We start from the raw sequence: 23,869 nt of genomic DNA, 5'->3' as shown, positions 1-23,869 counted from the left end.
AGTGATATGGCTGTGCTGACAATTGGCGATCAATTCCCCGCCTACCGCCTGACTGCGTTGATCGGTGGCGATCTGTCGAAGGTCGACGCTAAGCAGCCCGGCGACTATTTCACCACCGTCTCCAGCGACGACCATCCGGGCAAGTGGCGAGTAGTGTTCTTCTGGCCGAAGGACTTCACCTTCGTATGCCCGACAGAGATCGCGGCGTTCGGCAAGCTGAACGACGAATTCGAAGACCGCGACACGCAGGTCCTTGGCGTCTCGATCGACAGCGAATTTGTGCACTTCCAATGGCGTGCACAACATGAAGATCTCAAGACGCTGCCCTTCCCGATGCTCTCGGACATCAAGCGCGAGCTCGTCCAAGCCGCCGGAGTGCTCAACGCCGACGGCGTCGCTGACCGGGTGACATTCATCGTCGACCCCAACAACGAGATCCAATTCGTTTCAGCGACGGCCGGATCCGTGGGACGCAACGTCGATGAGGTGCTGCGGGTCCTGGACGCCCTGCAATCCGACGAGCTATGCGCGTGCAACTGGCGTAAGGGCGACCCCACCCTCGATGCCGGCGAATTGCTCAAGGCTTCCGCCTGATGCCCGACGCCCGACGTTTGACGCCTGATCGGAGAGTGAGATGAGTGTAGAGAACCTCAAGGCCGCGATACCCGAGTACGCCAAAGACCTGAAGCTGAACCTGGGGTCCATCAGCCGCAGCGCGGTGCTGAGCGACGAGCAGCTCTGGGGCACCTTGCTGGCCAGTGCCGCGGCGACACGGAACACGCAGGTGCTGGCCGAGATTGGCGCCGAAGCAGCCGACAATCTGTCTGCCGAGGCATATCATGCGGCGCTGGGAGCCGCGTCGATCATGGGCATGAACAACGTGTTCTACCGTGGCCGCGGCTTCCTCGAGGGACAGTACGACGATCTGCGCCCTGGGTTACGGATGAACATCATCGCCAATCCGGGTGTGGACAAGGCGAATTTCGAGCTCTGGTCCTTCGCGGTGTCGTCGATCAATGGGTGCTCGCACTGCGTGGTCGCTCACGAGCACACGCTGCGTGAGGCGGGCATTGGCCGAGAGGCTGTACTGGAGGCGTTGAAGGTTGCAGCGATCGTTTCCGGTGTGGCACAAGCGATCACCGCCGCCCAGACACTGGAGGCAGTCGGCTGATCGTGGCGTCGTGACAGCACGCATATCGGAGCCGCCGGGCTGGTTCAGCACCGGCTCCGGCGGCTCGTCACATTGTTGGGCCTATTTGGATCTCAGCCGTGCCACGGTCCGCTGGTCCTCTCCGCCGCCGTAGTACTTGGCCAGTAGCGCGACGAAGTCCGCGTTGTCGTCGGTAGCACGGGCGAACAGCGTCATCGACGAGCACAGTTTGAGGTCGTCGGGCGGGCCGAAGATCTCCTGGATCGAGCGGCCCGGTATCTGGTTGACCAGCTGAGCGCACTCGTGCAGGCGCGGCCCCAGTATGTCGTGCGCAAGATAGGCGCGAGCTTCCTCCGGCGAGGAGATGCCGTAATGTACAGCCATTGGGCTGCTGCCGAGCCCGCGAAGTTGCGGGAAGACGAACCACATCCAGTGACTGCGTTTTCGTCCGGCGCGCAGCTCGTTGACAACATTGCGATAGACCGGCGACTGCGCGTCGACAAAGCGCTGCAGATCGAATGGATCGCTTGTCGATTTCATCAGACTACGGTCGCACATCTGGTTAGATGAATTGGTGGCGATCAAACGGCGGGTGCCCAAAATTCGCGACCTGGCGCCGCTGATCCAGTTCAAACGGCCCCAGTTCGACCGCACGAAGCGTCGCCTAGACGCCGCGCTGACCATCGAGGATCTGCGACGCGTCGCCAAACGGCGCACCCCCAAGGCGGCTTTCGACTACGCCGACGGTGCCGCCGAGGATGAACTATCCATTGCGCGGGCCCGACAAGCCTTCCGCGACATCGAGTTTCACCCGACGATCCTGCGAAACGTCACCAACGTGACTGCTGGATGGAACGTGCTCGGTCAGCCGGTGGTACTCCCGTTCGGGATCGCGCCGACCGGATTTACCCGGTTGATGCACACCGAGGGCGAGATCGCCGGTGCGCGGGCAGCGGCCGCGGCTGGGATCCCGTTCTCACTCTCCACCCTGGGCACCTGCTCGATCGAAGATGTGGTCACTGCTGTCCCGCAGGGCCGCAAATGGTTTCAGCTGTACATGTGGCGTGATCGCGACCGTTCGATGGCGTTGGTGGGGCGCGCCGCCGACGCGGGATTCGACACCATGATGGTCACCGTCGACGTTCCGGTTGCCGGCGCGCGACTGCGCGATGTCCGCAACGGGATGTCAATCCCCCCAGCGCTCACACTGCGAACCGTGCTTGACGCGCTGCCGCACCCGCACTGGTGGTTCGATCTGTTGACCACCGAACCGCTGGCGTTCGCGTCACTGGATCGATGGTCGGGCACCGTCGCCGAGTACCTCAACACCATGTTCGACCCCAGCGTCACCTTCGACGATCTGGCCTGGATCAAGTCGCAATGGCCCGGCAAGCTCGTCGTCAAGGGGATCCAGACAGTTGAAGACGCCCGCGCCGTGGTGGATCGCGGCGTCGATGGCATCGTGTTGTCCAATCACGGTGGCCGTCAACTCGATCGGGCCCCGGTGCCATTCCATCTGTTGCCGACGGTGGCGCGTGAACTGGGTAAGGACACCGAGATTCTGTTGGACACCGGCATCATGTCGGGCGCCGACATCGTGGCGGGGATCGCGCTCGGCGCGCGATGCACACTGATTGGGCGAGCCTATCTCTACGGCCTAATGGCCGGCGGCGAGGCCGGCGTCAAACGCGCGATCGAAATCCTGGCGAGCGGTGTAACCCGGACAATGGCGTTACTCGGCGTGACCTGCCTTGAGGAGCTTTCGCCCAAGCATGTGACGCAACTGCGCAGTCTTAGGCCGCTTCCGCGGGAATGACTGCACGCTCCAGCGGCGCCGGGTTGTCCAGTCCGGCAAGATCACGCCACGACCGGATCGCGTGACGGGTGAGCTCGACAATTCGGCTTGTGGTGGTACCCTCGGCGCCCAGCGCGTGGGCGTTCATGGCATGAGCGACCACCTCATCCAGTCCCGGCAGCAGATCGGTATCCACGAGGGCAGCTGACTCGTATGCGGCGCGGATGGCATGCAGTCCGGCGGCGCTGCAGTTGGTCATCCGGATGGCACGGGTGGCGGCGTCCCAGTCGGCGGCAGGTGGCATGTCGCCAGACGCGGCGGCGCGATGCAGCTCGGCAAGATCGATGATCGCTTTGATCGCGGTAAGTCTTGCGTAGCCGAAGACTCCCCACGTCGGACTGGCCAGCAATTCGGCGATCCAGGCGTGTACGACGGTGTTGGGAACGTCCGCCGTACCCACCGTCTGCCAGGCGAGGTCGAGGGCCAGCATGCTGTCTTCTGGCGACAGGTAGCCGTCTCCTGCCGCCAGCAGGTCGTTACACGACTGGACGAGGATGCTCAACGGCCGCGCCGAGCATTCCGGAAAGTCGGTAACTCGGGCATCGCCGTTGATGTAGGAAATCACATTCATCGCGCAGCCTTTGCCTGATCCCGGCTGGTGCGATCCCTTGGCCAACCGCAGTGGGTGGGTAATGCGGTAGAGGTCCATTTGCGTTGGCTCCTTCCACCTCTCGCACTAGTAAACGGCGGCGATGCCGTTGCGGTTCACGTGCGGGCGGGATGCATCCGGTTCCGCAGCGTAACCTGTTTATACCGTTACAGCTTGTCGACGATCATGAAACCTGTCAAGGTGGTTACGTGACGTTTCGCTTCGTCAGCGGCCGCCGCTGCCTCGACTTCGCGGGCACCGTGCGATACCGCGGAAGTCCCGCGTCGGAGGAACTGTTGACGCACCCGGAACGGTTGTCCGACTGGGCGGTTCAAGCTGGGCTGGTGGACACCGCGATCGATGTCACGGACAGCGATCTCGCGGCCGCTATCGAGTTGCGCGAGGCCATTTACCGGTCGGTTATGGCCCGGCTCGAGCAGCGCCGGCCCAAGCCTGGCGATGTCAACCTTCTCAACGAGCGAGCCTGCCAGCGCCAGCTCACGCTGCGATTGCAGCGAACGGGCTTCGCTCGTCGCGAAGGCACCACAGCGCAACTGCTCGCCACCCTGGCCGCGGATCTGTTGGATCTCCTTGCGGGTGCCGACATCGAGTACGTAAAGCGCTGCGTCGACCCGGGTTGCACCCGCCTCTTCATAGACTCGTCGCGAGCAAAGAACCGACAGTGGTGCGGGATCAAATGTGGCAACCGCGCCAAGGTCGAAGCCTTCCGGGCACGCCAGCGCGCTTCGGCGCGTTCAGAGCAGCCCGCGATCCACAACTAGCTGCGTAACGAGTCTCGCCATCTCGGGGAACAAACCGGGACGCTACCGAGTTGAGCGCATCAGGCTTAACTTTGGAGGATTGATGGCTGAAGCCATGTCGTTGCCAGTTTTGTTTGTCACCGACGAGATCGTCTTGCCCGGAATGGTGCTGCCGATTGCGCTTGACGACGCCGCACGCGTGGCGGTTGACGCCGCTCAGGCGAGCGAGTCGGGTCAGCTGCTTATCGCCCCCCGGTTGGCGGACCGCTACCCGACCCACGGCGTGGTGGCGAAAATCCTGCAGGTTGGACGCATGGCCGGTGGTGGCAGCGCCGCGGTCGTGCGCGGCGAGCACAGGGCGCACATCGGAGCCGGAGCTACCGGGCCGGGTGCGGCGCTATGGGTCGAGGTGACCGAGGTCCCTCAGGCGGAGGTGACCGACGAGATCAAGGCTCTGGCAGCCGAATACAAGAAACTGCTGCTGGCCATGCTGCAACGCCGTGAAGCCTGGCAGATCGTTGACTACGTCAACAGCCTGACCGATCTGTCGGCACTGGCGGACACATCAGGGTATGCGTCCTACCTGACCAATGTGCAGAAGCGGCAGTTGCTAGAGACTGCGGATGTCGCAGAACGGCTGCGGGTCCTGATCGACTGGACCGGCGAACATCTGGCCGAAGTCGAGGTGAACGAAAAGATCGCCGAAGATGTGCGGACCGGCATGGAAAAGACGCAGAAGGAGTTCCTGCTGCGCCAACAGCTGGCCGCCATCCGCAAGGAACTCGGCGAGTTGGGACCGGAGGGTCCCGAAGACACGGCTTACCGGGCTCGCGTCGAGGCCGCCGGTTTGCCCGAAAAGGTTCGCGAGGCAGCGCTACGCGAGGTCAGCAAGCTGGAACGGGCCAGCGACCAAAGCCCGGAAAGCGGCTGGATCCGTACGTGGCTGGATACCGTGCTCGACCTGCCGTGGAACGTCCGGACCGAGGATTCGACGGACTTGGCAGCGGCGCGGGAAATTCTGGATGCCGACCACCACGGACTAGAGGACGTCAAGGACCGCATCGTCGAATATCTGGCGGTGCGTACTCGCCGCGCTCAACGTGGGCTGCAGGTCGTCGGTGGTCGCGGTTCCGGCGCGGTCATGGTGCTGGCCGGTCCCCCGGGTGTCGGCAAGACATCCTTGGGTGAGAGCGTGGCCAGGGCACTGGGCCGCAAGTTCGTGCGCGTGGCGTTGGGCGGCGTGCGCGACGAAGCCGAGATCCGGGGGCACCGGCGCACTTATGTCGGCGCGCTACCAGGCCGCATCGTGCGAGCGATCGGCGAAGCAGGATCGATGAATCCCGTTGTGCTGCTGGACGAAATCGACAAGGTAGGCTCCGACTACCGCGGCGACCCGAGTGCGGCGCTGCTCGAGGTGCTCGACCCGGCGCAGAACCACACCTTCCGCGACCACTACTTGGATCTGGATCTAGACCTCTCCGATGTGGTGTTTCTGGCTACCGCCAACGTGATTGAGAACATCCCGTCGGCGTTGCTGGACCGGATGGAGCTGGTGCAGATCGACGGCTACACCGAGGACGACAAGGTTGCCATCGCCCGTGACTACCTGCTGCCCCGACAGCGGGAGCGGGCTGCGCTGACCGTTGAGGAGGTCATGGTCAGCGACGCCGCGTTGCGCAAGATCGCCGCCGACTACACCCGCGAGCCTGGCGTGCGTCAATTCGAGCGTTTACTCGCCAAGGCGCTGCGCAAGGTGACCACGAAGCTGGCCGAGAACCCCGCGCCCGTCACCGTTGACGAGCCCGATTTGGTTGGCTACCTGGGCCGGCCGCGGTTCACACCCGAGTCGGCAGAACGCACCGCGGTGCCCGGCGTGGCCACCGGCCTGGCGGTCACCGGATTGGGCGGCGACGTGCTCTATATCGAAGCCGGAGCAACCGACGGGGAACCAGGGCTCCAGCTGACGGGGCAGTTGGGTGACGTGATGAAGGAGTCGGCGCAGATCGCGCTGTCCTACGTGCGATCACATGCGACGGAGTTGGGCGTTGACCCCAAGGTGCTGGATCGGCGCATTCACGTGCACGTGCCGGCCGGTGCGGTGCCCAAAGACGGGCCGTCGGCCGGGGTGACCATGGTGACGGCGTTGGTCTCCATGGCCACCGGGCGTCAGGTCCGGTCCGATGTCGGCATGACTGGCGAAGTCACGTTGAACGGCCGGGTGTTGCCGATCGGTGGTGTCAAGCAGAAGCTGCTGGCCGCCCAACGTGCCGGTCTGTCAACGGTTTTCATACCGGCGCGCAACGAGCCCGATTTGGATGACGTCCCTGCCGAGGTGCTCGATGCCCTGACAGTCAAGCCCATGAGTGACGTGGCGGAGATCGTCGGGCAGGCGCTGGAACCTGCGGCCAAGACCGCCACGGTCGCCGCCTGACAGCTCTGGGTTGCTCGCCTGCGGTGGCTTGCCATCGCCGGCGAGACCCCTGGAATGTCCTGTTTTAGCTTTCCTCGGTACTGGGTAACCGGCCGCTGAGGGGGTCATACCACTGCCCGTCCGCCCTGATCGGGGGGTCGTGCACAAGTCGACGATGCAGCCAGACTGCTCGACAAGGAGTTCACCATGAAACTGAAGAAAGTCGCAGCTAGTACGGCGATCGCTGGTGGTTTTGCGTTCGGAGCGCTCGGGTTTGGTGCCGGGTTGGCGCAAGCCGATCCGTATGATCCCGTTCCGCCGCCGGTGCCGATTTGCCCCGGGGGTCCGGGCGTCAACTGCGATGGCGCAGGCACTCCGCTTCCGCCGGGACAGCGTGGAGCTCCCCCGCCGGGCCACTACAATGACCCGGTCAGCTACGGGCTTCCTGCTGTCTGGATGCCGCCCAATTCAGTAGTGGCGTATCCGATCGTGTGGAATCCGGAGGTATCCGCTTGGGGCGTCTACGTGCCTGGTGGTCCGTTCGTTCCGTACGCAACGTAGCAGCTACTCGGACAGGCGCCGCCGGCATGGCGGCGCCTGTCTTCGCGGCGTTGGTCGGTGCTTCATCCGAGGGCCCGACAAACATCAATGCTCGAGCAAAGTGGCTCGCCGCTGCGCCGAGGCCGTTACTGTGCAGGGATGGCCGTGATCCTGCGCAGAATTCTTGGCATTGGCAAGCTACCCGCCGACATGCGGGCCGAACTCGAACCAGAGGGAATCCTCCATCTTGCCGAGTTCGTCCCCGTCACCTTCCGATTCAGCGGTTCGGTCCCGGGCATGGCCGCCAAGGGAAACATCCGCAGTTACGTTGGAGCCCTGGTACTCACTTCCCAGCGGGTCCTCGGCACGTTGTCGACGGTGCCGAAGGTCGCCGGGCGAGCCATCGATAAGCGCTGGGATGAACCTGACGAGGGCCCGGTGAAAGCCGACTTGTCCGCAAGCGGTCTGGCAATCGAGGTCGACGTCAGCCAAGTCGACCCCGGGTTTTCCGGACGGTTGTCCATGCATTACAAGACCGCGATCCCCGAGGCGGTGTTGACCACCGTTCCCCGCCGGTCGTTGCTGTTAACCGTCCCCAGGGAATGGGTGTTGCGCGCCGTCGGTGTCCCGGCCCCGCGGCCTGCCTAATATCGGTGCAGAATCGAAAGTTATGGCGGACTTTCGAGATTTGAAACGGCAGGTCGTTCATCGCGTTCAGCGGCTGGTGGTCAATCCGATTGGGAGGCAACTGCCGGTGACCATGCTCGAAACCACGGGCCGCAAGTCAGGACAGCCACGGCGGACTGCGGTGGGCGGAAGTGTGGTCGACAACAAGTTCTGGATGGTTTCCGAACACGGCGAGCACTCGGATTACGTCTACAACATCAAGGCCAACCCCGCCGTTCGGGTACGTATCGGTGGCAAGTGGCGCAGCGGAACGGCGCATCTGCTGCCCGACGATGAACCGCGCGACCGGCTGCGCAGCCTGCCCAGGCTCAATAGCGCGGGAGTGCGGACCATGGGCACCGACCTGCTGACGATCCGGGTGGATTTGGACTGACACCGACGTCATGGCCTACGACACCGACCTCGCGAACCGTATTCGCGAGCTACTGGCATCCCAGCCTGGGGTCGATGAGAAGCAGATGTTCGGCGGTCTTGCATTCCTGATTGGTGGACACATGGCCGTCGCCGTCAGTGGTCAGGGCGGACTGCTGGTGCGGGTGCCGCCGGACGACACCGACACGCTCCTAGGCCGTGCGCACGTTAGCCCGATGGTGATGGCAGGCCGAGAAACCCGCGGCTGGTTGCGGGTCGCCGCCGACGGCGTGAAAACCAAACGCCAGCTTGCCAGTTGGGTCTCGCGGGGTGCCGGTTACGCACGCAGCTTGCCTCCCAAATGACCGGCTCGGTTTGCGATGACGCGGTGCGGGTACGCCGCGTTTATGGACAAGTCCGAGCAACGAGTGCGACGACTGCTCAAGGTCGCCGGGACCACGTACGCCGAGGAGGCGGGAATCCGGCTGAAGGACACGCCCATGCCGCTGTTTCAGCTGTTGGTGTTGTGCATGCTGGCGAGCAAACCCATCGACGCCACGGTCGCCATGCGCGCGGCGCGGGAACTCTTCGAGGCGGGCTTACGTACACCGAAATCCGTGTTGGCATCCGATCGGGACGCAATGATCAAGGCGTTCGGCCGCGCCCATTACGTGCGGTACGACGAGAGTTCGGCTACCCGGCTTACCGACATGGCCGAGCGGGTGCGAGACGAATTCGCCGGAGACTTGCGGCAAATCCCTCGGCGCAGCCAGCATGATCCGGCGGCGGCTAGACGAACCCTCAAGCAGTTCAACGGGATTGGAGACACAGCTGCCGACATCTATCTGCGCGAGGTGCAGGATGTGTGGACCTGGGTGCGACCATACTTCGACGACCGCGCCATTGTTGCGGCCAAGGCATTGCGCCTGCCCACCGATCCGGCGGAGCTTTCCGCCTTAGCGCCGCGCACCAACGCGCGGCTGGCGGCCGCGCTCGTGCGAACGTCGCTGGATGCCGACATGCGCCGGCAGGTGGCCGGTTGATCCGGTGATGACCGTCCGAATCGGCACCTCCGGATGGTCGTATGACCATTGGACCGACGTGCTGTACCCGCTCGGCCTGCCTATTGGGGACCGGCTAGCGCGCTACGCCGAGGTGTTCGACACGGTGGAATTGAATGCCAGCTTCTACCGCTGGCCCAAGGACTCGACCTTCGCCGGGTGGCGCGACCAGCTGCCGAATGGGTTCACCATGTCGATCAAGGCGCACCGCGGGCTAACCCACTACCGCCGGCTAGCGTCACCCGGACCTTGGATCGAACGATTCCAACGCTGCTGGCAGGTGTTGGGCGACCGCCACGGGATGCTGCTCGTTCAACTGCATCCCGAGCAGCACCGCGATGATGCTCGCCTGGACTCCTTCCTGGACGGCGTGCCTTCGCCGATCCGGGTTGCCGTCGAACTGCGACATCCGTCCTGGGACCACCCGGCGGTCTATGCGGTGCTGGAACGCCACCGCGCCGCATATGTGGTGATGAGCGGCGGCGGCCTGGCTTGTATCCCGCGGGCCACCGCCGACGTGGTGTATGTCCGGATGCACGGCTCCGATCAGAACGCGATGTACGCGGGTTCCTACCTTCGTGACGAATTGGCGCGGTGGGCCCAGCGCATCAGTACCTGGACTGCCGAAGGGCGCGACGTGTGGATGTACTTCAACAACGACCTGGGCGGTCACGCCGTCCGGAATGCGTTGTCGCTGCGGAAACTTTTGGGTTAGGCATGCCCGAGTAGGGTGGAAAATTCGGCGAAAACAGAATGGAGTAGCGATCATGGCTGGGTCGACAACATTCGTCATAGTGGGCGGCGGACTTGCCGCGGCCAAAGCGGTAGAAGCGCTGCGAGACAACGACTTCGACGGTCAAATCATCCTCGTCAGCGAAGAGGAGCTGCTGCCGTACGAGCGCCCGCCATTATCCAAGGAATACCTTGCCGGTAAGAAGTCACTGAATGACTTCACGGTGCACAATTCTGATTGGTACCGCGATAATCACGTCGACCTGAGACTCAACTTGCGGGCGATATCGCTGGATCCCGCGGCCCACTGTGTCGGACTGGCCGACGACACCACGGTGCACTACGACAAGCTGTTACTAGCGACGGGATCGGGGTCGCGTCGCCCACCGATACCCGGATCCGACGCCGCCGGAGTTCATTACTTGCGCACCTATGACGACGCGCATGCGCTGAATTCGGTACTGGCCGAGGGGTTTTCGTTGGCAGTGGTCGGCGCCGGCTGGATCGGCCTGGAAGTCGCCGCCGGGGCTCGTCAGCGTGGCGTCGACGTCACCGTCGTCGAAACGGCCAAACAACCACTGCTGGCCGCGCTCGGCGAAACCGTCGGCGAAGTCTTTGCCAACCTGCACCGCGACCACGGCGTGGACCTACGGCTGCAGGCGCAGGTCGCCGAAATCACCACGTCCGACGGCAAGGCCACCGGCCTCAGGATGGGCGACGGGTCGACCGTCTCCGCCGATGCCGTGCTGGTGGCCGTTGGCGCGAAGCCCAATATCGAACTGGCCGAGCAGGCGGGGCTAGCGCTCGGCTCAGGCTCCGACGCAGGCGGCGTACTGGTCGATACGTCGTTACGCACCAGCGATTCCGACATCTACGCTGTCGGCGACATCGCTGCCGCGCAACATCCGCTCTTTGGCACTCGGATCCGTACCGAGCACTGGGCCAACGCGCTGAAGCAACCCGCGGTGGCGGTCGCCGGGATGCTTGGCCGGCCAGGAGAATACGCCGAGCTGCCCTACTTCTTCACCGATCAGTACGACCTTGGGATGGAGTATGCGGGGCATGCGCCAAGTTTTGACCGGGTGGTTTTCCGCGGCGACGTCGCCAAGCGCGAGTTCGTCGCATTCTGGCTCGACGGCGACAACCGTGTGCTAGCCGGGATGAACGTCAACATCTGGGATGTCCTCGACGACGTCAAAGGCCTGATCCAATCGAGGACTCCCGTTGACGCCGAGCGTCTGGCCGATCCGCAGTCGCCACTAGGCGAGCTGGTGAATTGAGCACTATTCAGTGGGATTCCAGGTGTGGTCGATGATGTCGGGCGGGTGTTGCGCCTGCAGGCGTTCCCGCTCGGTGCGACGGCGCTTGATTCGGAGGCGGGCGTCGGCCGGCATGGTGACGAGCTCATCGCAGGTCAGGTAGTACACGTCGTCACCGACGTCGATAAGGTCCGCTGCAACTCGGCGAGATCCCAGCTCGCGCAATGTCATCCGAAGCTCATGGGTAAACCGGATGGTGGTGTCATGAGCCAGCTCGCGGGAACGGCGAGCGCTGGCGGCTAATCGCTGCGACAACTTGAGCGGTGGCGCCGGCTCGTGCGGTGCTGCAGCGAATTCGGCCGCAGTCATCAGCAGTTGTGCCGGATCGTCGCCAAACGTCGGATTGGCCAGCTCGGCTTCTCCGCGCCCGCGGTGTCCGAGCTGGGTTACCGCTTCGTCCAGAGCCGCAGCGGCGGCCGGAGACAGTGCCCGGATGCTGGCGACGTTGCCTTCGGATGCCAGGCCGGATAGCAGCGAATCGGTGCGCAACACCGCCGCCAGCGAGACGGTTTCGGCCGCGATGCGGTCGCTTTCCATGATTAGCCCAACTCCGGACACGCTGGATCCCGCGCGAGTGTGTTCCAGCGTCGCAGCGGTGACGCCGGTGTCGATCACCCACAGCGCCGTGAGAATCCAGCCCTGGTGGATCCGATCCCGCAGCAGTCGTATCCGAACTTCAAGGCTGGCGTCCGGTAGCGAGGTGAGCTGTCCCTCATCGAGATGTTCGGCCGTCGCGGCGGCAACGTAGGCCTGGGTATCGGACCGGAGATGGCGCAGCAGGGCCAGCGACCGCGCCGTGGCGAGCGCTTTGGCGACCGACCCGAGCGGTCCAGTCGCCAGTTGAGGCGGACCCAACGGCAGCAAGTCGGAGGGCTGTGGCTTGAGCTTTTGCCCGCCCAGGGTGCGCTCGGCGACGGCTTGCTCGTCCCAGCCGGGCAATTGGGTGGCAGCCACGATGTTGGCCGACACCCCGACGTAAGGGCGATGACCGAAAACCGCGATCGCCCGACTGCCCCATTCATCGGCAACCACATCGCCAAGCGCTAACACCTGACCCATCGTCCTACCGGCCGCCCGCAGGCCGCTCAACTGGACGTCCAGCGTGATCGGGGTCAGCGGTCCCGGTAGCGCCTCGGCTAGTGTCGTGGCGCTGAAGACCGGGAACCGCGGATCGATCCGGTCGTCGAATTCGCCCTCCAGGCCATCGGGCGCCGCGCAGCTCAAGGGTGCGCCGTCGGAGGGCTCGAACCGCGGGATGGTGTCTACCGGTAGCGACAGCGGGCCTGACCCGCTGGTCGCGCCGGCGGGACCGAGTTTGCGGCCGACGAGTCCTCGCCCGGTGTCGACGATCGCGTCGAGCGCTTGCCAGCCGTATTCGAACTGCCAATCTTCTTGTGCCGTCGTGATATCGATTTGGGGAATCAACTCGGCCCAGCCGCGAACACCGTGCAGCCGCATCCGCGGGTCGACCGAGCGCAGCAATCGCCAGGCAGTGATCACATTTGTGGTGTCCGGGGTGGCCAGGTCAACCACACCATGACGGTCGGTGTTTATCGCCAACACCAGGAAGCGGACTAGGTCGTCGAGGTGGAGCATCCGCATTGGCCGAGCAGAGAGTTTGCTGCGCATTAGCGTGGCAACCGTACGGCACACCATCCAGTCCAGCTGCCGGCCGACCGGAGGCGCGATCCGAATGATCAAGCTCGGCGCCCAACCGGTGGACACCAACGTCTCGGCCTGCGCGTAGAGTTCCGGGCGTCCAGCGGCTTGGGAGACGAACAGCAGCCGGGCACCGGCTCGGGCGGCCGCATGGGTCACATGGGCGAGGCCGTTGATGCCGGCGCCACCCGGCGCGCTAGTGTCGATCGGCGCGAGATGGATCACCGCGTCGGCTTCGGCGGCTAACTCGAGCAGCACCGGGTCGCGCAGCGACGCGCAAACGAAATCGACGCCCGCGTCCAGGCAGTCGTGTGAGTAGGGCGCTATGCCGCTGACCGTGTGTCCGGCCGCGATCAATTGGCGTGTGACCAACCGCCCGACGGTGCTTGTGGCGTCGGTAACCAGGACCTGCAGCTGGCCTCACCTCCCCCAACCTCTCTCCATGACAATAGGCACGTCGGCGTTGCTTCCGCGACTATTGACGCTTGAACGTGACCTTAACCGTGACTTCGCAGCAGGCCCTCATCCTGCTGTGCTGCCCCGCGCCCGGTTACTGCAGCGTGGCGCTGCCGTCGGCGGCGACTGCAACCTTGGCGCCGGCGATGTCCTCATTCACAGTAGCCGCGGCCGAAGCGGGGTCGGCGATCACGGCCAAGCTGCGCGAGCCCTCTGGCGTGCGGACCGCCAGAAAGGCCTTCTCCGGCTCGCCGTCTCGATTGAACGGTGTCGTCCACGCTTCGACGGTGCCCACGCCCTCCCAATCGAGGACGCCGGTAGTGGTGGGTTCCCGATCCACGGCTGATTGCACATCTTCCCAGCGGAATGCGCGGTCTTTAGGAGGCGGCTCGGTGCTGTAGATGCCGAAGCTGTGCTTGGTCAGGTAGCCGCCGTTGGCGGTGATCAGGCCACGTCGTCCGGGGTTTGCCGCCAGCAGCTCCGCCATGGTGGCGATGGAATGGGTGACGTAGTTGCTCCACGGGCCGCCGGCGAAGGTCAGTCCACCGGTGACGGTAAGCGGCCGGGCGGGATCGTCGGAATCGAGGCCTAGCTCGCCCGCGGCGACCTGAACAGCGGAGGGAAAGCATGAGTACGGGTCGACATAGTCAATTCCGCCAATGTCGTCGATGCCCGCCAGCTCCAACGCCCGCGCACCGGCGATCCGGATTGCCGTCGACCGATGCAGCTCGGCGCGCTCGGCGATGGCAGGGGTGTCGTGAGCGTCGGTGCCCGCCTGGGGGTAGACCCAGCGATCGGCGGGAATCTTTAGGCGTGTCGCCTGCTCAACTGAGGTCAGAATCAGCGCGGCGCCTTGGTCAACCATGTTGTTGGAGTTCATCAACTTGGTGTAGGGCCAGCTGATCATGCGGTTCTGAGGTCCGGGTTGCCAGACATCCTCGGCGGTCACCGGCTTGCGGATCCACGCGTTGGGATTGTTGACCGCGACGGCGTTGAACCGCGCCCACAACTGGCCGACTCGCTTGCGGTGGTCTGCCATCGATTCGCCATTGGCGATTCGCAGCGCCTGCTCGAAAAGCGGATACACGTAGGCGGGCCGGTCCAGGCGGATCTTCAGCTCGGCCGCACCTGCCATTTGCACGTCGTGACCGGCGATTTCGGGCAGCGGAACGGATTCGTCCTGAATCGTCCACACCAATTTGCTGCCCTGGGACTTGAGTCCGCTGCGGGTACGCCAGGTTTCGGCGCCGGCAATGAGCACTACGCCGGCTCGTCCCCGCTGAATGTCCAGGCATGCCTGGCTGAGCAGTGATTGTGGCGTGTTGCCGCCGATGCTGCTGTAGCTAGCGACGAATTTCTTGGCGTGGAGGCGTTCGCCGACGAGTTGGCCGGGATTTCGGTAGTGCGCCGAGAGCATGTGCACCACGCGGACGGAATCCACGGCCTCGAGCACCCGGGGGTCCGCAGCTCGCTGGGCCGCGAAGACCATGAGGTCGACCGGTTCGATGGACCGCTTTTCCGGGTCGATTTCGTCGCGATGGTTGACCTGGCCATAGCCGATCAATACCGGTGTCCTGGGGTCGACGGGCATGGCTTTAACTTAGCGTGACTATGAATCGGGTCGATTACCGGCGGCCGTGGGGCCGAGCGTCACGCTGGTGTTGCGGTCGCCACCGAACGTCACTCTAGCGCGACTCTCGGAGGTGCCGGTCGGCCCGAACAGCGCGCCGCGAGCGATCAAGCGCGCGGTCTCCTTCGGGCTCATGCCTAGCAACCGCCGGCAGATCTCCCAAGTGTCCTGACCCGGCTGCGGCGCCGGGCGTTGCGGCGCCGGCGGGATTTGGCGAAACGGCGCCGGCCCCGTCTCCGCTGGTAGTGGACGGGTGATGAGGGGATGAACCATATCGGCCAGCAGTTTCCGCTCGATCAACTGCGGATCCTCGAGGATGTCTGGCGGGCGGTTCATCGGGCCGGCCGGAACCCCAGCCGACTGCAATGCTTCGGCCACCTGCACTGGGCTGCGAGTGCTGGTCCATGCCGACACCAGTGTCACCAACTCCGCCCGGTGTGCGATGCGTGACTCTCCTGTCGCGAAGCGCGGGTCGTCCGCCAGTTCAGACTGGCCGAAAACGGATGTAGCACAACGCCATTCGTTATCGGAACGGATTGAGATGACGCACCATTCGTCGTCGCCGGCGCATGGGTAGGCCGCGTGCACGCTGGCGTCGTTGCGGATCTTGGCTACGCCGGCCGCCCGGGCGGCCTCGGTAACGAACAGCGTGTCCAGTTGATTCACGACGACTTCAGCCTGCGAGATATGAACGTGGGCTCCATCGCCGGTTCGATCGCGGTGGATCAGCGCTGCCAGCGCAAGCACAGCGCCGACGCGCCCAACAACATGGTCGGGGAAGATCGTCGTCGCGTCGAAAAAGGCATGCTTCGAGGCGTCAGTGCTCGCCTCTTCGGAGGTCCAAAGCCGGGTGACACCGGTGGCGGCGCGGACCAGCGGTCCGTAGCCCATCCGGGTGCTCCACGGCCCCCTATTACCGAACGCGCTGCTGCCGGCGAGCACGATCCGCGGGTTGAGCGCATGCAGTGCCTCGTAAGAAAACCCAAGGGAGGTAAGGGTTCCCGGTTTGAAATTGGCGAAGACCGCGTCAGCCTCGGCGACCAGCCGGGCGAAGATCGCCTTGCCCTCGGTGTCGCGCAGGTTCAGGCCAAGGGCCAGGTGATTGCGGTGCGTCCAGGCGAATGACTCACTCATCGCGTCGCCGGTGCGCGCTTGCCGCAGTCCATCGGGATACTCAGCGCTTTCGACCTTGATGACTTCGGCGCCCAGGTCGCCGAACAGCCGGCTCAGCTCGCCGCCGGCGACGATGATCCCGAGATCCAGAATTCGCAGCCCCTGAAGCGGATATCCGCCCACCCGACCGGACGGCGCCGGTGTCGGTGCTGGGGCGGCCAGCCAGCGCGGTCCGTCCTGTCCGGGCGTCGGGGCGGGGGTGCGGAAACCGCAGCGCCGCTCGTCGACGACGAAATATCCGGTCGGCACGCGGGTATGCAGGCCGGGGACGAGTTCGGCGTCGGTGATGGCGCCCACCGCCTGGAAGTGTTCGGAGGCCAGGATTCGCGACGGCGTCAGCACCGCAGCGATCGGCACCCCGTGCGCCTGTCCCGCGGCGACCAGCTCCTTCATGGTCTTTTCGGCAAATGAGGCCGACCAGCACGCTGATTTGCTGCCATGCGGCGAAACGCGCGCCGATGACGTCGTACTTGGGGTCTTGATAGTCGGTTGGCTCCCCCAACCAGCGGCGCAGGCCGTGCCATTGCCGCGGCGCCATCACACATAACCGGACGAAGCCGTCTTTGCAGGGATAGATCGGGTAGGCGTCCTGGTTCTTGGGGCGGCCTCGCCACCGATCACTGCTGCGGATGCCGGCGGCGACCTGTCCGTGCGCGCCGAATGCCGGATCAAGCGCCATCACAACGGCGTCGAAGCGTGCGAAGTCGATGTAATCACCTGTCCCGCAACGTAATCTGTTGTAGTAGGCGACCAGCACGGCCCACGCGGCCTGCACGGCGGCGGTTGCCGAAGCGATTCCTTCCGGCGGCAACACCGGCGTGCCCGTGGTGGGACCCGACCGTGACAGCGAACCTGACATTGCGTACAACACGGGATCGGTTGCCCGCCAGGACGATCGCGGACCCGCGGCCCCGAAGTCGGTGATCGACAGCGCCACGAGCGTGTCATACCGATCGGCGAGTTCGGCACATGACGTCCCGTACTCGGCGGCCTGTCCTGGAAGGCCGCTGTCGACGACGATGTCGGCTGTTGCGGCCAGATCGAGGAGCTGGCGGCGGTCGTCTTCGCTGAGAGGGTCCAGCACCGCGCTGCGCTTGTTCGCGTTGTGCACGGCGAACGCGATCCCCGCACCGGCCAACGTGGGCAGCATCCGGCGCGTCGCGCTACCGCCGGGAGGCTCCACCTTGAGAACGTCTGCACCCAGGTCGGCGAGCAGACGGGTCACCGCGTCGGCCTCGGCACCGGCCAAGTCGAGAACGCGTACCCCAGCAAGCAGCCTGTCGGCCATCTGCTTACCGTAGCCGCCCCGCCGGGCTCAACATCGAGCCGAACGCACCGGGTCATTCGGCCCGGGTGCGCCCATCGGCCCGGCGAGTCCGCCGCCACCACCGCCAACTCCGGCACCAAAACCTATATGCCCAACGCCCAGCAATATCCGTCTCGGTATCCCGACTCGCTGTAAAAGATGCACAGCTGCTCTACGATCGCCGTGTGAGTCGGCGCAAGTTCTCACCGCGAGTTCGCGATCTGATTCGCGAGGGTTCGTGGATAGCCCTCAATCCCAGTCCGGAATGGCTCGAAGACCTGGACCGCGCCACGCTAGCCGCCCACCCGTCTATCGCCGATGACCCTGAGCTAGCCGCAGTCGTCAGCCGCAGCAACCGCGCTAACCTGGTCCACTTCGCCTCGGCCCACTTGCGTGACCCCGGCGCCCCGGTGCCACCGCACCTCGGCGACGAACAGCTGCACATGGCGCGCGAACTGGTGCGGCGCGGTCTCGATACGCTGGCGCTTGAGATCTACCGGATCGGACACAATGTGGCCTTACGGCGCTGGACGGAAATCGCGTTCGGACTCACTTCTGACCCTCACGAATTGCGCGACCTGATCGACGCACCCTTCCTGACTGCCAACGAATATGTGGACGCCACGCTTGCCAGGCTCACCGCGCGGATGGAGAAAGAACACGACGCGCTGACCCGCGACCTACGCGCCGAACGTCGTAAGTTCGTCGAGCTCATCCTCGACGGCGCAACCGACGACCTTGACCGGGCCGAAGTCCAATTGGGTTATTCGCTGAACCGATCCCACATTGCCGCCATCATCTGGTCCGACGACCCCGACAGCAACCACCACGGTGTTGACGAAGCCGCGGACGCGCTCGGCCAAGCCATGGAAAGCCCGCAATCGCTAACAGTGTTCGCCAGCAGTGCGACTCGTTGGGTATGGCTGGGAGACATCGTCACGTACGACCTAGGCAGGGTTCACCAGGCACTCGATCTCGCGCCGCACACGCGCATCGCAATCGGCAGCGTGGCCGAAGGCATCGACGGCTTCCGGAGCAGCCACAACGACGCACTCACCACGCAACGCATGCTGGCTCGACTGAAGTCACCGCAACGGATTGCCTGCTTCGACGACGTTGAGATGGTTGCGCTGCTCACGCAAAACCCCGCCGCCGGCAACTTCATCAAGCACACCCTTGGAGAGTTCGAGTCGGCCGGCCCAACACTGCACGCAACGGTGTTGACCTACATCAATGAGCAGTGCAACACGTCCCGGACCGCCAAGGCTCTCTACATCCACCGCAATACCCTGTTGCATCGCCTCGCCACCGCCGAACGACTTCTTCCCCGTCCCCTTGAATACACCACGGTCCGTGTTGGCGTCGCGCTAGAAGCGCTACGGTGGCGCGGGTATAAAGCCAGCGACCCCGTGCAGGTTCCCACCGAGCCTCACCACAACAGCGTGCTGGCGGAGGTCCCCTCGGACCGCTGATTGAGCCGTCTGCGAGCTCGTCAGAGTCAGCAACACCCCGTTTGTCGCCTGGATGCGGGCACAACGGCACGTCTCCCAAAAGGGGATTCGTGTTGGGTGTGAACCACCCGCGGGTGCTGTGGCCGGATTCCGCCGTGACTAGACGGGCGCGCGTCGATAGCGCACTTCTTCCAGTGGCACGCTGCCGTACGTCGCGGTCCGGCGTGTCCCGTCGAACCACCACCCGTCGCGCTCGTAGAACCGCCGAGCCCGGACATTTCTGTCGAGCACCCATAGCGACGCCTTCACGACGACCCTCCCCAGCTGCTTCCGCGCGGCGGTGATCAGCAAACGCCCAACTCCGGAATGCATGTATCCGGGATCGACGTAGAGGGCCATCAGCTCACCGAAATTCGGCAAGTCTTCGTCCCGAGACAGGCCCGTGGTAGCCAGGCCGCAGATCGCAGCACCATCGACCGCGACCATGGTGGATGGTATGTGAATCCCCCTGCGTCCAAAGGTGTATCGGCGGGCCCAGATTTCAGGGTTCAGGCTGTCGAGGTAGTCCTGAGCAATAAGCCCTCGGTAGGCCGACTGCCACGATCGGACGTGCACTCGGGCCACGTCGAGCGCGTCTTCCGGAACGGCCCATCGCACCAGAGTCACCTATGCAGTATCGACCGCCGAGATTGCGCGGCCGTGACGTCGAATGCTGTGCTTGCTGCATGGCAGACACGGCATCCATTGGTCTCAAGGTTCGGGACAAAGTAATTGTGATCACCGGCGGCGCACGGGGAATCGGACTGGCCACGGCGACCGCGCTGCACAAACTGGGTGCCAAGGTAGCGATCGGCGACATCGACGAGGCGACGGTGAAGGAGTCGGGCGCCGACCTCGGCCTCGAGGTGTACGGCAAACTCGATGTCACTGACCGAAATTCGTTTTCGGAATTCCTCGACCAGGTCGAGCGCCAACTTGGCCCGATCGACGTGCTGGTCAACAACGCTGGGATCATGCCCGTCGGCCGGATTGTCGACGAGCCGGACGCGGTCACCCGACGCATCCTGGACATCAACGTCTATGGCGTCATCCTGGGCAGCAAGCTGGCGGCGCAGCGCATGGTTCCTCGCGGATCCGGACACGTCATCAACGTCGCCTCGCTTGCTGGCGAACTCCACATCGTCGGGCTGGCGACCTACTGCGCCAGCAAGCACGCGGTGCTCGCGTTCACCGACTCGGCCAGACTCGAGTACCGCTCGGCGGGCGTGATGTTCTCAGCGGTGTTGCCAACCTTCGTCAACACCGAACTCACCGCTGGCACCGCGGGAGCCAAGGGATTTAAGAATGCCGACCCCTCCGACATTGCTGACGCGATCGTCGGGCTCATCGTTCGCCCCAAGCCTCGGGTACGGGTCACCAAAGCGGCTGGTGCGATGGTCGTATCCCAGAAGTTCATGCCCCGCGCGTTTGCCGAGGGTCTGAACCGGATACTCGGCGGCGAACACGTTTTCACCGATGACGTCGATGTCGCTAAGCGCCGGGCCTATGAGGCGCGGGCTCGCGGTGAAGAGGAGTAGCGCCACCCAAATGAGCACACAGACCGCAACAAGAACTGCGCCCGCAACCCTGTCCGATAGCGAACTTGCTCTCATCGACGCCTACTGGCGTGCCGCCAACTACCTGTCGGTCGGGCAGATTTACCTGCTGGACAACCCGCTGCTGACCGAACCGCTGGCCGCCGAACACGTCAAACCCCGGCTCTTGGGCCACTGGGGCACCACGCCGGGGCTCAACCTGATCTACGTCCACCTCAACCGGATCATCCGCAACCGCAACGCCAACGTCATCTACGTCACCGGGCCCGGGCACGGCGGCCCGGGACTTGTCGCCAACGCCTACCTCGAGGGCACCTACAGCGAGGTGTACACCGGCATCGAAGAAAATGCCGAAGGTCTGCGCAAGCTGTTCCGGCAGTTCTCCTTCCCCGGCGGCGTACCCAGCCACGTCGCCGCCCAGACTCCGGGGTCGATCCATGAAGGCGGTGAACTGGGGTACGCGCTGGTGCATGCCTTTGGTGCGGCTTTCGATAACCCGGATCTGGTGGTTGCCTGTGTCATCGGGGACGGTGAAGCCGAGACCGGGCCCCTTGCGGCCAGCTGGCACTCCAACAAATTCCTCAACCCAGCCGTCGACGGTGCGGTCCTGCCGATTCTGCACCTCAACGGCTACAAGATCGCCAATCCGACCGTGTTGGCGCGGATCCCGCACGCCGAGCTCGAATCGCTGTTGCGCGGCCATGGTTATCGGCCGATCACGGTGACTGGTGAAGAGCCGGCGATCGCACACCAGCAGCTGGCCGCCGCCCTTGATGACGCGTTCGACGACATCGCATCAATTCAGCGGGCCGCGCGCAACGGCGAGCAGACCGAGCGGCCGGTGTGGCCGATGGTCGTGCTGCGCACCCCCAAAGGCTGGACCGGGCCGAAAGTGGTCGACGGCGAGCGCGTGGAGGGCACCTGGCGATCACACCAGGTTCCGCTTGCGGGGACGCACGACAACCCCGCGCACCGTGCCCAGCTTGAAGAATGGCTGCGCAGCTACCGTCCTGGGGAGTTGTTCGACGAGCGTGGCGCGCTGCGCCCGGAGCTGAAGGCCGCCGCGCCTAAAGGTGATCGCAGGATGAGCGCCAACCCGCACGCCAACGGCGGGGTGCTGTTGCACGACTTGGACCTCCCGGACTTCCGCGACTACGCGGTGCCGGTCGCGGAACCCGCAGTCGCGACGCACGAGGCCACGCGCGTGTTGGGAACGTTCCTGCGCGATGTGATCACACGCAATCTCGACCGCTTCCGTCTCATGGGGCCCGACGAAACCGCCTCCAACCGCCTGGGCGCGGTTTTGGAGTCGACTGACAAGGTCTGGTTATCGCAAACCCTGCCCGACGACGAACACCTGGCCGCCGATGGTCGTGTGATGGAAGTGCTGTCCGAGCATCTGTGCCAGGGCTGGCTGGAAGGCTATCTGCTGACCGGTCGCCACGGCCTGTTCAACTGCTACGAGGCCTTCGTGCACATCGTCGACTCGATGTTTAACCAACACGCGAAATGGTTGTCTACCAGCCGCGAACTGCCGTGGAGGCGTCCGATCGCTTCGCTGAACTATCTGCTGACCTCACATGTGTGGCGCCAGGACCACAATGGCGCGTCGCATCAGGATCCCGGATTCATCGACCTGGTGGCGAACAAGCGCGCCGAGGTGGTGCGCGTCTACCTGCCGCCGGACGGCAATACGCTGCTGTCGGTAGCAGACCACTGCCTGCGCAGCCGCGACTACATCAACGTCATCGTCGCCGGCAAACAACCGGCGCTTGCCTACCTTTCGATCGATGAGGCGATTACCCACTGCACCCGCGGGCTGGGGATCTGGCAGTGGGCGAGCACGGCGACCGGCGAGCCGGACGTGGTGCTCGCCTGCGCGGGTGACATCCCCACACAGGAGACGTTGGCCGCCGCCCACATCCTGCGCCGCGAACTGCCCGACCTCGCGGTGCGCCTGGTCAACGTCGTCGACATCATGCGCTTGCAGCCGGACTCCGAGCACCCGCATGGGTTGCCGGACGGGGAATTTGACGCGTTGTTCACTCGCGACAAGCCGATCATCTTCGCCTACCACGGCTATCCGTGGCTGATCCACCGACTGACCTACCGCCGCACTAATCACTCGCAGATCCATGTGCGCGGATTCAAGGAGCGCGGCACCACAACCACGCCTTTCGACATGGTGATGCTCAACGATCTCGACCGGTTCCACCTGGTCATGGATGTCATCGACCGGGTTGAGGGGTTGGCGAGCCGAGCCGCGGTGCTACGTCAGCGGATGGCCGACGCCCGGCTCGCCGCGCGCCGCTACACACGCGAACACGGCGAGGACGACCCCCAGATCAGCGGGTGGGCCTGGGAAGCGCAATGACGGGAGCGGCTGACGGCGGCGGTGCACGTAACGCGCTAGCCTGTGCGGGTGTCCAAGGTGTTATCGGTCAACTTGGCTCGCGGCCGAACAAATCCTGATCCGCACGCGCAGTCGACGTTGACCGGCATCGACAAGGTGGCCACGACCGACGCGGTGATGGTGCGGGCCCCGGGGCCGATGCACGGTGGTCTCGGCAGCGGACTCGTCGGCGACACGATCGGCAATCAGAAGGTTCACGGCGGTGACGATCAGGCCGTGTACGCGTATGCGCGAGAAGATCTCGACGCATGGGAAGCCCAATTGCAGCGCACGCTCACCAACGGAATGTTCGGCGAGAATCTGACCACTTTGGGCATCGACGTGACCAACGCGCGGATCGGTGAGCGCTGGCGGGTCGGCACCGACGGATTGGTGCTCGAAGTCTCCGCGCCCAGGATTCCTTGCCGGACGTTCGCCGCGTTCCTGAACCTGAACCACTGGATCAAGACCTTCACCCAGGCGGGCAAACCCGGCGCCTACTTGCGGGTGATCTCGCCCGGAAAGGTTCGCGCCTGCGACGCCGTCACGGTTGAGTACCGCCCCGATCATGACGTGACCATCGGTCTGGTCTTTCGGGCCCGAATGTCGGAACCCGAGCTGCTCCCCCGGCTGTTGGCAGCGGACGCGCTCTCAGCACAGATCAAGACAGACGTACGTCGCCGGCTAGCGTTGAAGGAGAGTCAACCGTCGAAGTGAGCGGCCGATGATCCGCCCGCAGGTAAACTTGCGGG

Annotated in this window: 21 protein-coding genes and 1 pseudogene; 16 read left to right on the top strand and 6 right to left on the bottom strand. The window is 64.5% G+C overall.

All coding sequences use genetic code 11. The features are described from left to right. Positions 1-6 precede the first annotated feature (6 nt). Positions 7-594 carry a peroxiredoxin gene (locus MSIMFI_RS22715; protein ID WP_186243294.1) on the top strand — a complete coding sequence of 196 codons (588 nt, stop codon included), beginning with the start codon at positions 7-9 and terminating at the stop codon, positions 592-594. A gap of 40 nt (positions 595-634) precedes the next feature. Continuing rightward, positions 635-1,171 carry an alkyl hydroperoxide reductase gene (locus MSIMFI_RS22710; protein WP_186243293.1) on the top strand — a complete coding sequence of 179 codons (537 nt, stop codon included), beginning with the start codon at positions 635-637 and terminating at the stop codon, positions 1,169-1,171. Positions 1,172-1,252: 81 nt separating this feature from the next. On the opposite strand, the gene MSIMFI_RS22705 is transcribed toward MSIMFI_RS22710, so the two are convergent. Then, a complete protein-coding gene (locus tag MSIMFI_RS22705; RefSeq protein WP_186243292.1) occupies positions 1,253-1,690 on the bottom strand; it encodes a DUF1810 domain-containing protein in 438 nt (145 codons plus the stop codon). A 34-nt stretch (positions 1,691-1,724) separates the two neighbouring features. On the opposite strand from MSIMFI_RS22705, the gene MSIMFI_RS22700 reads away from it, so the two are divergent. Then, positions 1,725-2,966, top strand: a complete 1,242-nt coding sequence (locus tag MSIMFI_RS22700; RefSeq protein ID WP_191499263.1) for an alpha-hydroxy acid oxidase — start codon at positions 1,725-1,727, stop codon at positions 2,964-2,966. Here MSIMFI_RS22700 and MSIMFI_RS22695 read toward each other — a convergent pair. After that, a complete protein-coding gene (locus MSIMFI_RS22695) occupies positions 2,944-3,654 on the bottom strand; it encodes a hypothetical protein (RefSeq protein WP_191499262.1) in 711 nt (236 codons plus the stop codon). The two genes, MSIMFI_RS22700 and MSIMFI_RS22695, sit on opposite strands and share 23 nt — an antisense overlap. 149 nt (positions 3,655-3,803) lie before the next feature. Between MSIMFI_RS22695 and MSIMFI_RS22690 the strand changes: the two genes are divergently transcribed. From MSIMFI_RS22690 to MSIMFI_RS22650, 9 genes are all read left to right on the top strand, one after another. Continuing rightward, entirely contained in the window at positions 3,804-4,376 is a 573-nt protein-coding gene (locus MSIMFI_RS22690; protein ID WP_191499261.1) for a CGNR zinc finger domain-containing protein, read from the top strand. An 82-nt stretch (positions 4,377-4,458) separates the two neighbouring features. Then, positions 4,459-6,786 (top strand): endopeptidase La, encoded by a 2,328-nt coding sequence (gene lon, locus MSIMFI_RS22685; RefSeq protein WP_191499260.1) that lies wholly within the window; start codon positions 4,459-4,461, stop codon positions 6,784-6,786. A gap of 186 nt (positions 6,787-6,972) precedes the next feature. Next, positions 6,973-7,326 carry a hypothetical protein gene (locus MSIMFI_RS22680; RefSeq protein WP_186243288.1) on the top strand — a complete coding sequence of 118 codons (354 nt, stop codon included), beginning with the start codon at positions 6,973-6,975 and terminating at the stop codon, positions 7,324-7,326. Between the two features lie 138 nt (positions 7,327-7,464). Then, the gene (locus MSIMFI_RS22675; RefSeq protein ID WP_191499259.1) at positions 7,465-7,953 is read left to right on the top strand and encodes a hypothetical protein; all 489 of its coding nucleotides are present in this window, start codon (positions 7,465-7,467) and stop codon (positions 7,951-7,953) included. Positions 7,954-7,975: 22 nt separating this feature from the next. Next, positions 7,976-8,365 (top strand): nitroreductase family deazaflavin-dependent oxidoreductase, encoded by a 390-nt coding sequence (locus tag MSIMFI_RS22670; protein WP_191499258.1) that lies wholly within the window; start codon positions 7,976-7,978, stop codon positions 8,363-8,365. A gap of 10 nt (positions 8,366-8,375) precedes the next feature. Continuing rightward, positions 8,376-8,708: a TfoX/Sxy family protein gene (locus tag MSIMFI_RS22665; protein ID WP_191499257.1), complete on the top strand. Its 333-nt coding sequence runs from the start codon at positions 8,376-8,378 to the stop codon at positions 8,706-8,708. 42 nt (positions 8,709-8,750) lie between these two features. Further along, positions 8,751-9,386 carry an HhH-GDP family DNA glycosylase gene (locus tag MSIMFI_RS22660; RefSeq protein ID WP_191499256.1) on the top strand — a complete coding sequence of 212 codons (636 nt, stop codon included), beginning with the start codon at positions 8,751-8,753 and terminating at the stop codon, positions 9,384-9,386. 7 nt (positions 9,387-9,393) lie between these two features. Further along, complete coding sequence (locus MSIMFI_RS22655; RefSeq protein WP_191499255.1) at positions 9,394-10,119, top strand: DUF72 domain-containing protein; 726 nt, start codon at positions 9,394-9,396, stop codon at positions 10,117-10,119. 52 nt (positions 10,120-10,171) lie between these two features. Continuing rightward, complete coding sequence (locus MSIMFI_RS22650) at positions 10,172-11,416, top strand: NAD(P)/FAD-dependent oxidoreductase (RefSeq protein WP_191499254.1); 1,245 nt, start codon at positions 10,172-10,174, stop codon at positions 11,414-11,416. A gap of 3 nt (positions 11,417-11,419) precedes the next feature. Here the strand turns inward: MSIMFI_RS22650 and MSIMFI_RS22645 are convergent, their stop codons facing one another. The 3 genes and pseudogenes from MSIMFI_RS22645 to MSIMFI_RS22635 form a co-directional block, all read right to left on the bottom strand. Then, positions 11,420-13,528 carry a Rossmann-fold NAD(P)-binding domain-containing protein gene (locus tag MSIMFI_RS22645; protein ID WP_191499799.1) on the bottom strand — a complete coding sequence of 703 codons (2,109 nt, stop codon included), beginning with the start codon at positions 13,526-13,528 and terminating at the stop codon, positions 11,420-11,422. A gap of 136 nt (positions 13,529-13,664) precedes the next feature. Beyond that, positions 13,665-15,161 carry an acetyl-CoA acetyltransferase gene (locus MSIMFI_RS22640; protein ID WP_191499253.1) on the bottom strand — a complete coding sequence of 499 codons (1,497 nt, stop codon included), beginning with the start codon at positions 15,159-15,161 and terminating at the stop codon, positions 13,665-13,667. An 18-nt stretch (positions 15,162-15,179) separates the two neighbouring features. After that, a pseudogene (locus tag MSIMFI_RS22635) lies at positions 15,180-17,661 on the bottom strand (CoA transferase). A gap of 203 nt (positions 17,662-17,864) precedes the next feature. Between MSIMFI_RS22635 and MSIMFI_RS22630 the strand changes: the two are divergent. Beyond that, the gene (locus MSIMFI_RS22630; RefSeq protein ID WP_191499252.1) at positions 17,865-19,151 is read left to right on the top strand and encodes an Rv1453 family transcriptional regulator; all 1,287 of its coding nucleotides are present in this window, start codon (positions 17,865-17,867) and stop codon (positions 19,149-19,151) included. Between the two features lie 138 nt (positions 19,152-19,289). Here the strand turns inward: MSIMFI_RS22630 and MSIMFI_RS22625 are convergent, their stop codons facing one another. Further along, on the bottom strand, positions 19,290-19,796 hold the full coding sequence (locus tag MSIMFI_RS22625; RefSeq protein ID WP_191499251.1) for a GNAT family N-acetyltransferase: 507 nt from the start codon (positions 19,794-19,796) through the stop codon (positions 19,290-19,292). Positions 19,797-19,855: 59 nt separating this feature from the next. Here MSIMFI_RS22625 and MSIMFI_RS22620 point away from each other — a divergent pair, with 59 nt between their 5' ends. From MSIMFI_RS22620 to MSIMFI_RS22610, 3 genes are read left to right on the top strand one after another with little or no spacing between them, the layout of a single operon-like run. Then, positions 19,856-20,707, top strand: a complete 852-nt coding sequence (locus MSIMFI_RS22620; protein ID WP_191499250.1) for an SDR family oxidoreductase — start codon at positions 19,856-19,858, stop codon at positions 20,705-20,707. Positions 20,708-20,717: 10 nt separating this feature from the next. Further along, positions 20,718-23,099, top strand: coding sequence for a phosphoketolase family protein (locus MSIMFI_RS22615; protein WP_191499249.1), 2,382 nt, complete (start codon positions 20,718-20,720; stop codon positions 23,097-23,099). 57 nt (positions 23,100-23,156) lie between these two features. Next, positions 23,157-23,834: an MOSC domain-containing protein gene (locus MSIMFI_RS22610; RefSeq protein WP_191499798.1), complete on the top strand. Its 678-nt coding sequence runs from the start codon at positions 23,157-23,159 to the stop codon at positions 23,832-23,834. Positions 23,835-23,869: the final 35 nt, after the last annotated feature.

It is taken from the genome of Mycobacterium simulans (assembly GCF_900232995.1).
Lineage (GTDB): Bacteria > Actinomycetota > Actinomycetes > Mycobacteriales > Mycobacteriaceae > Mycobacterium > Mycobacterium simulans.
This window is presented reverse-complemented; position numbering and strand designations above follow the sequence as displayed.

Excerpts from the sequence above, each read along its gene's own strand:
- MSIMFI_RS22715 (WP_186243294.1), top strand. The coding sequence starts at position 7 with ATGGCTGTGCTGACAATTGGCGATCAATTCCCCGCCTACCGCCTGACT.
- MSIMFI_RS22710 (WP_186243293.1), top strand. The coding sequence starts at position 635 with ATGAGTGTAGAGAACCTCAAGGCCGCGATACCCGAGTACGCCAAAGAC.
- MSIMFI_RS22705 (WP_186243292.1), bottom strand. The coding sequence starts at position 1,690 with ATGAAATCGACAAGCGATCCATTCGATCTGCAGCGCTTTGTCGACGCG.
- MSIMFI_RS22695 (WP_191499262.1), bottom strand. The coding sequence starts at position 3,654 with ATGGACCTCTACCGCATTACCCACCCACTGCGGTTGGCCAAGGGATCG.
- lon (WP_191499260.1), top strand. The coding sequence starts at position 4,459 with ATGGCTGAAGCCATGTCGTTGCCAGTTTTGTTTGTCACCGACGAGATC.
- MSIMFI_RS22680 (WP_186243288.1), top strand. The coding sequence starts at position 6,973 with ATGAAACTGAAGAAAGTCGCAGCTAGTACGGCGATCGCTGGTGGTTTT.
- MSIMFI_RS22675 (WP_191499259.1), top strand. The coding sequence starts at position 7,465 with ATGGCCGTGATCCTGCGCAGAATTCTTGGCATTGGCAAGCTACCCGCC.
- MSIMFI_RS22670 (WP_191499258.1), top strand. The coding sequence starts at position 7,976 with ATGGCGGACTTTCGAGATTTGAAACGGCAGGTCGTTCATCGCGTTCAG.
- MSIMFI_RS22665 (WP_191499257.1), top strand. The coding sequence starts at position 8,376 with ATGGCCTACGACACCGACCTCGCGAACCGTATTCGCGAGCTACTGGCA.
- MSIMFI_RS22660 (WP_191499256.1), top strand. The coding sequence starts at position 8,751 with ATGGACAAGTCCGAGCAACGAGTGCGACGACTGCTCAAGGTCGCCGGG.
- MSIMFI_RS22655 (WP_191499255.1), top strand. The coding sequence starts at position 9,394 with ATGACCGTCCGAATCGGCACCTCCGGATGGTCGTATGACCATTGGACC.
- MSIMFI_RS22650 (WP_191499254.1), top strand. The coding sequence starts at position 10,172 with ATGGCTGGGTCGACAACATTCGTCATAGTGGGCGGCGGACTTGCCGCG.
- MSIMFI_RS22640 (WP_191499253.1), bottom strand. The coding sequence starts at position 15,161 with ATGCCCGTCGACCCCAGGACACCGGTATTGATCGGCTATGGCCAGGTC.
- MSIMFI_RS22620 (WP_191499250.1), top strand. The coding sequence starts at position 19,856 with ATGGCAGACACGGCATCCATTGGTCTCAAGGTTCGGGACAAAGTAATT.
- MSIMFI_RS22615 (WP_191499249.1), top strand. The coding sequence starts at position 20,718 with ATGAGCACACAGACCGCAACAAGAACTGCGCCCGCAACCCTGTCCGAT.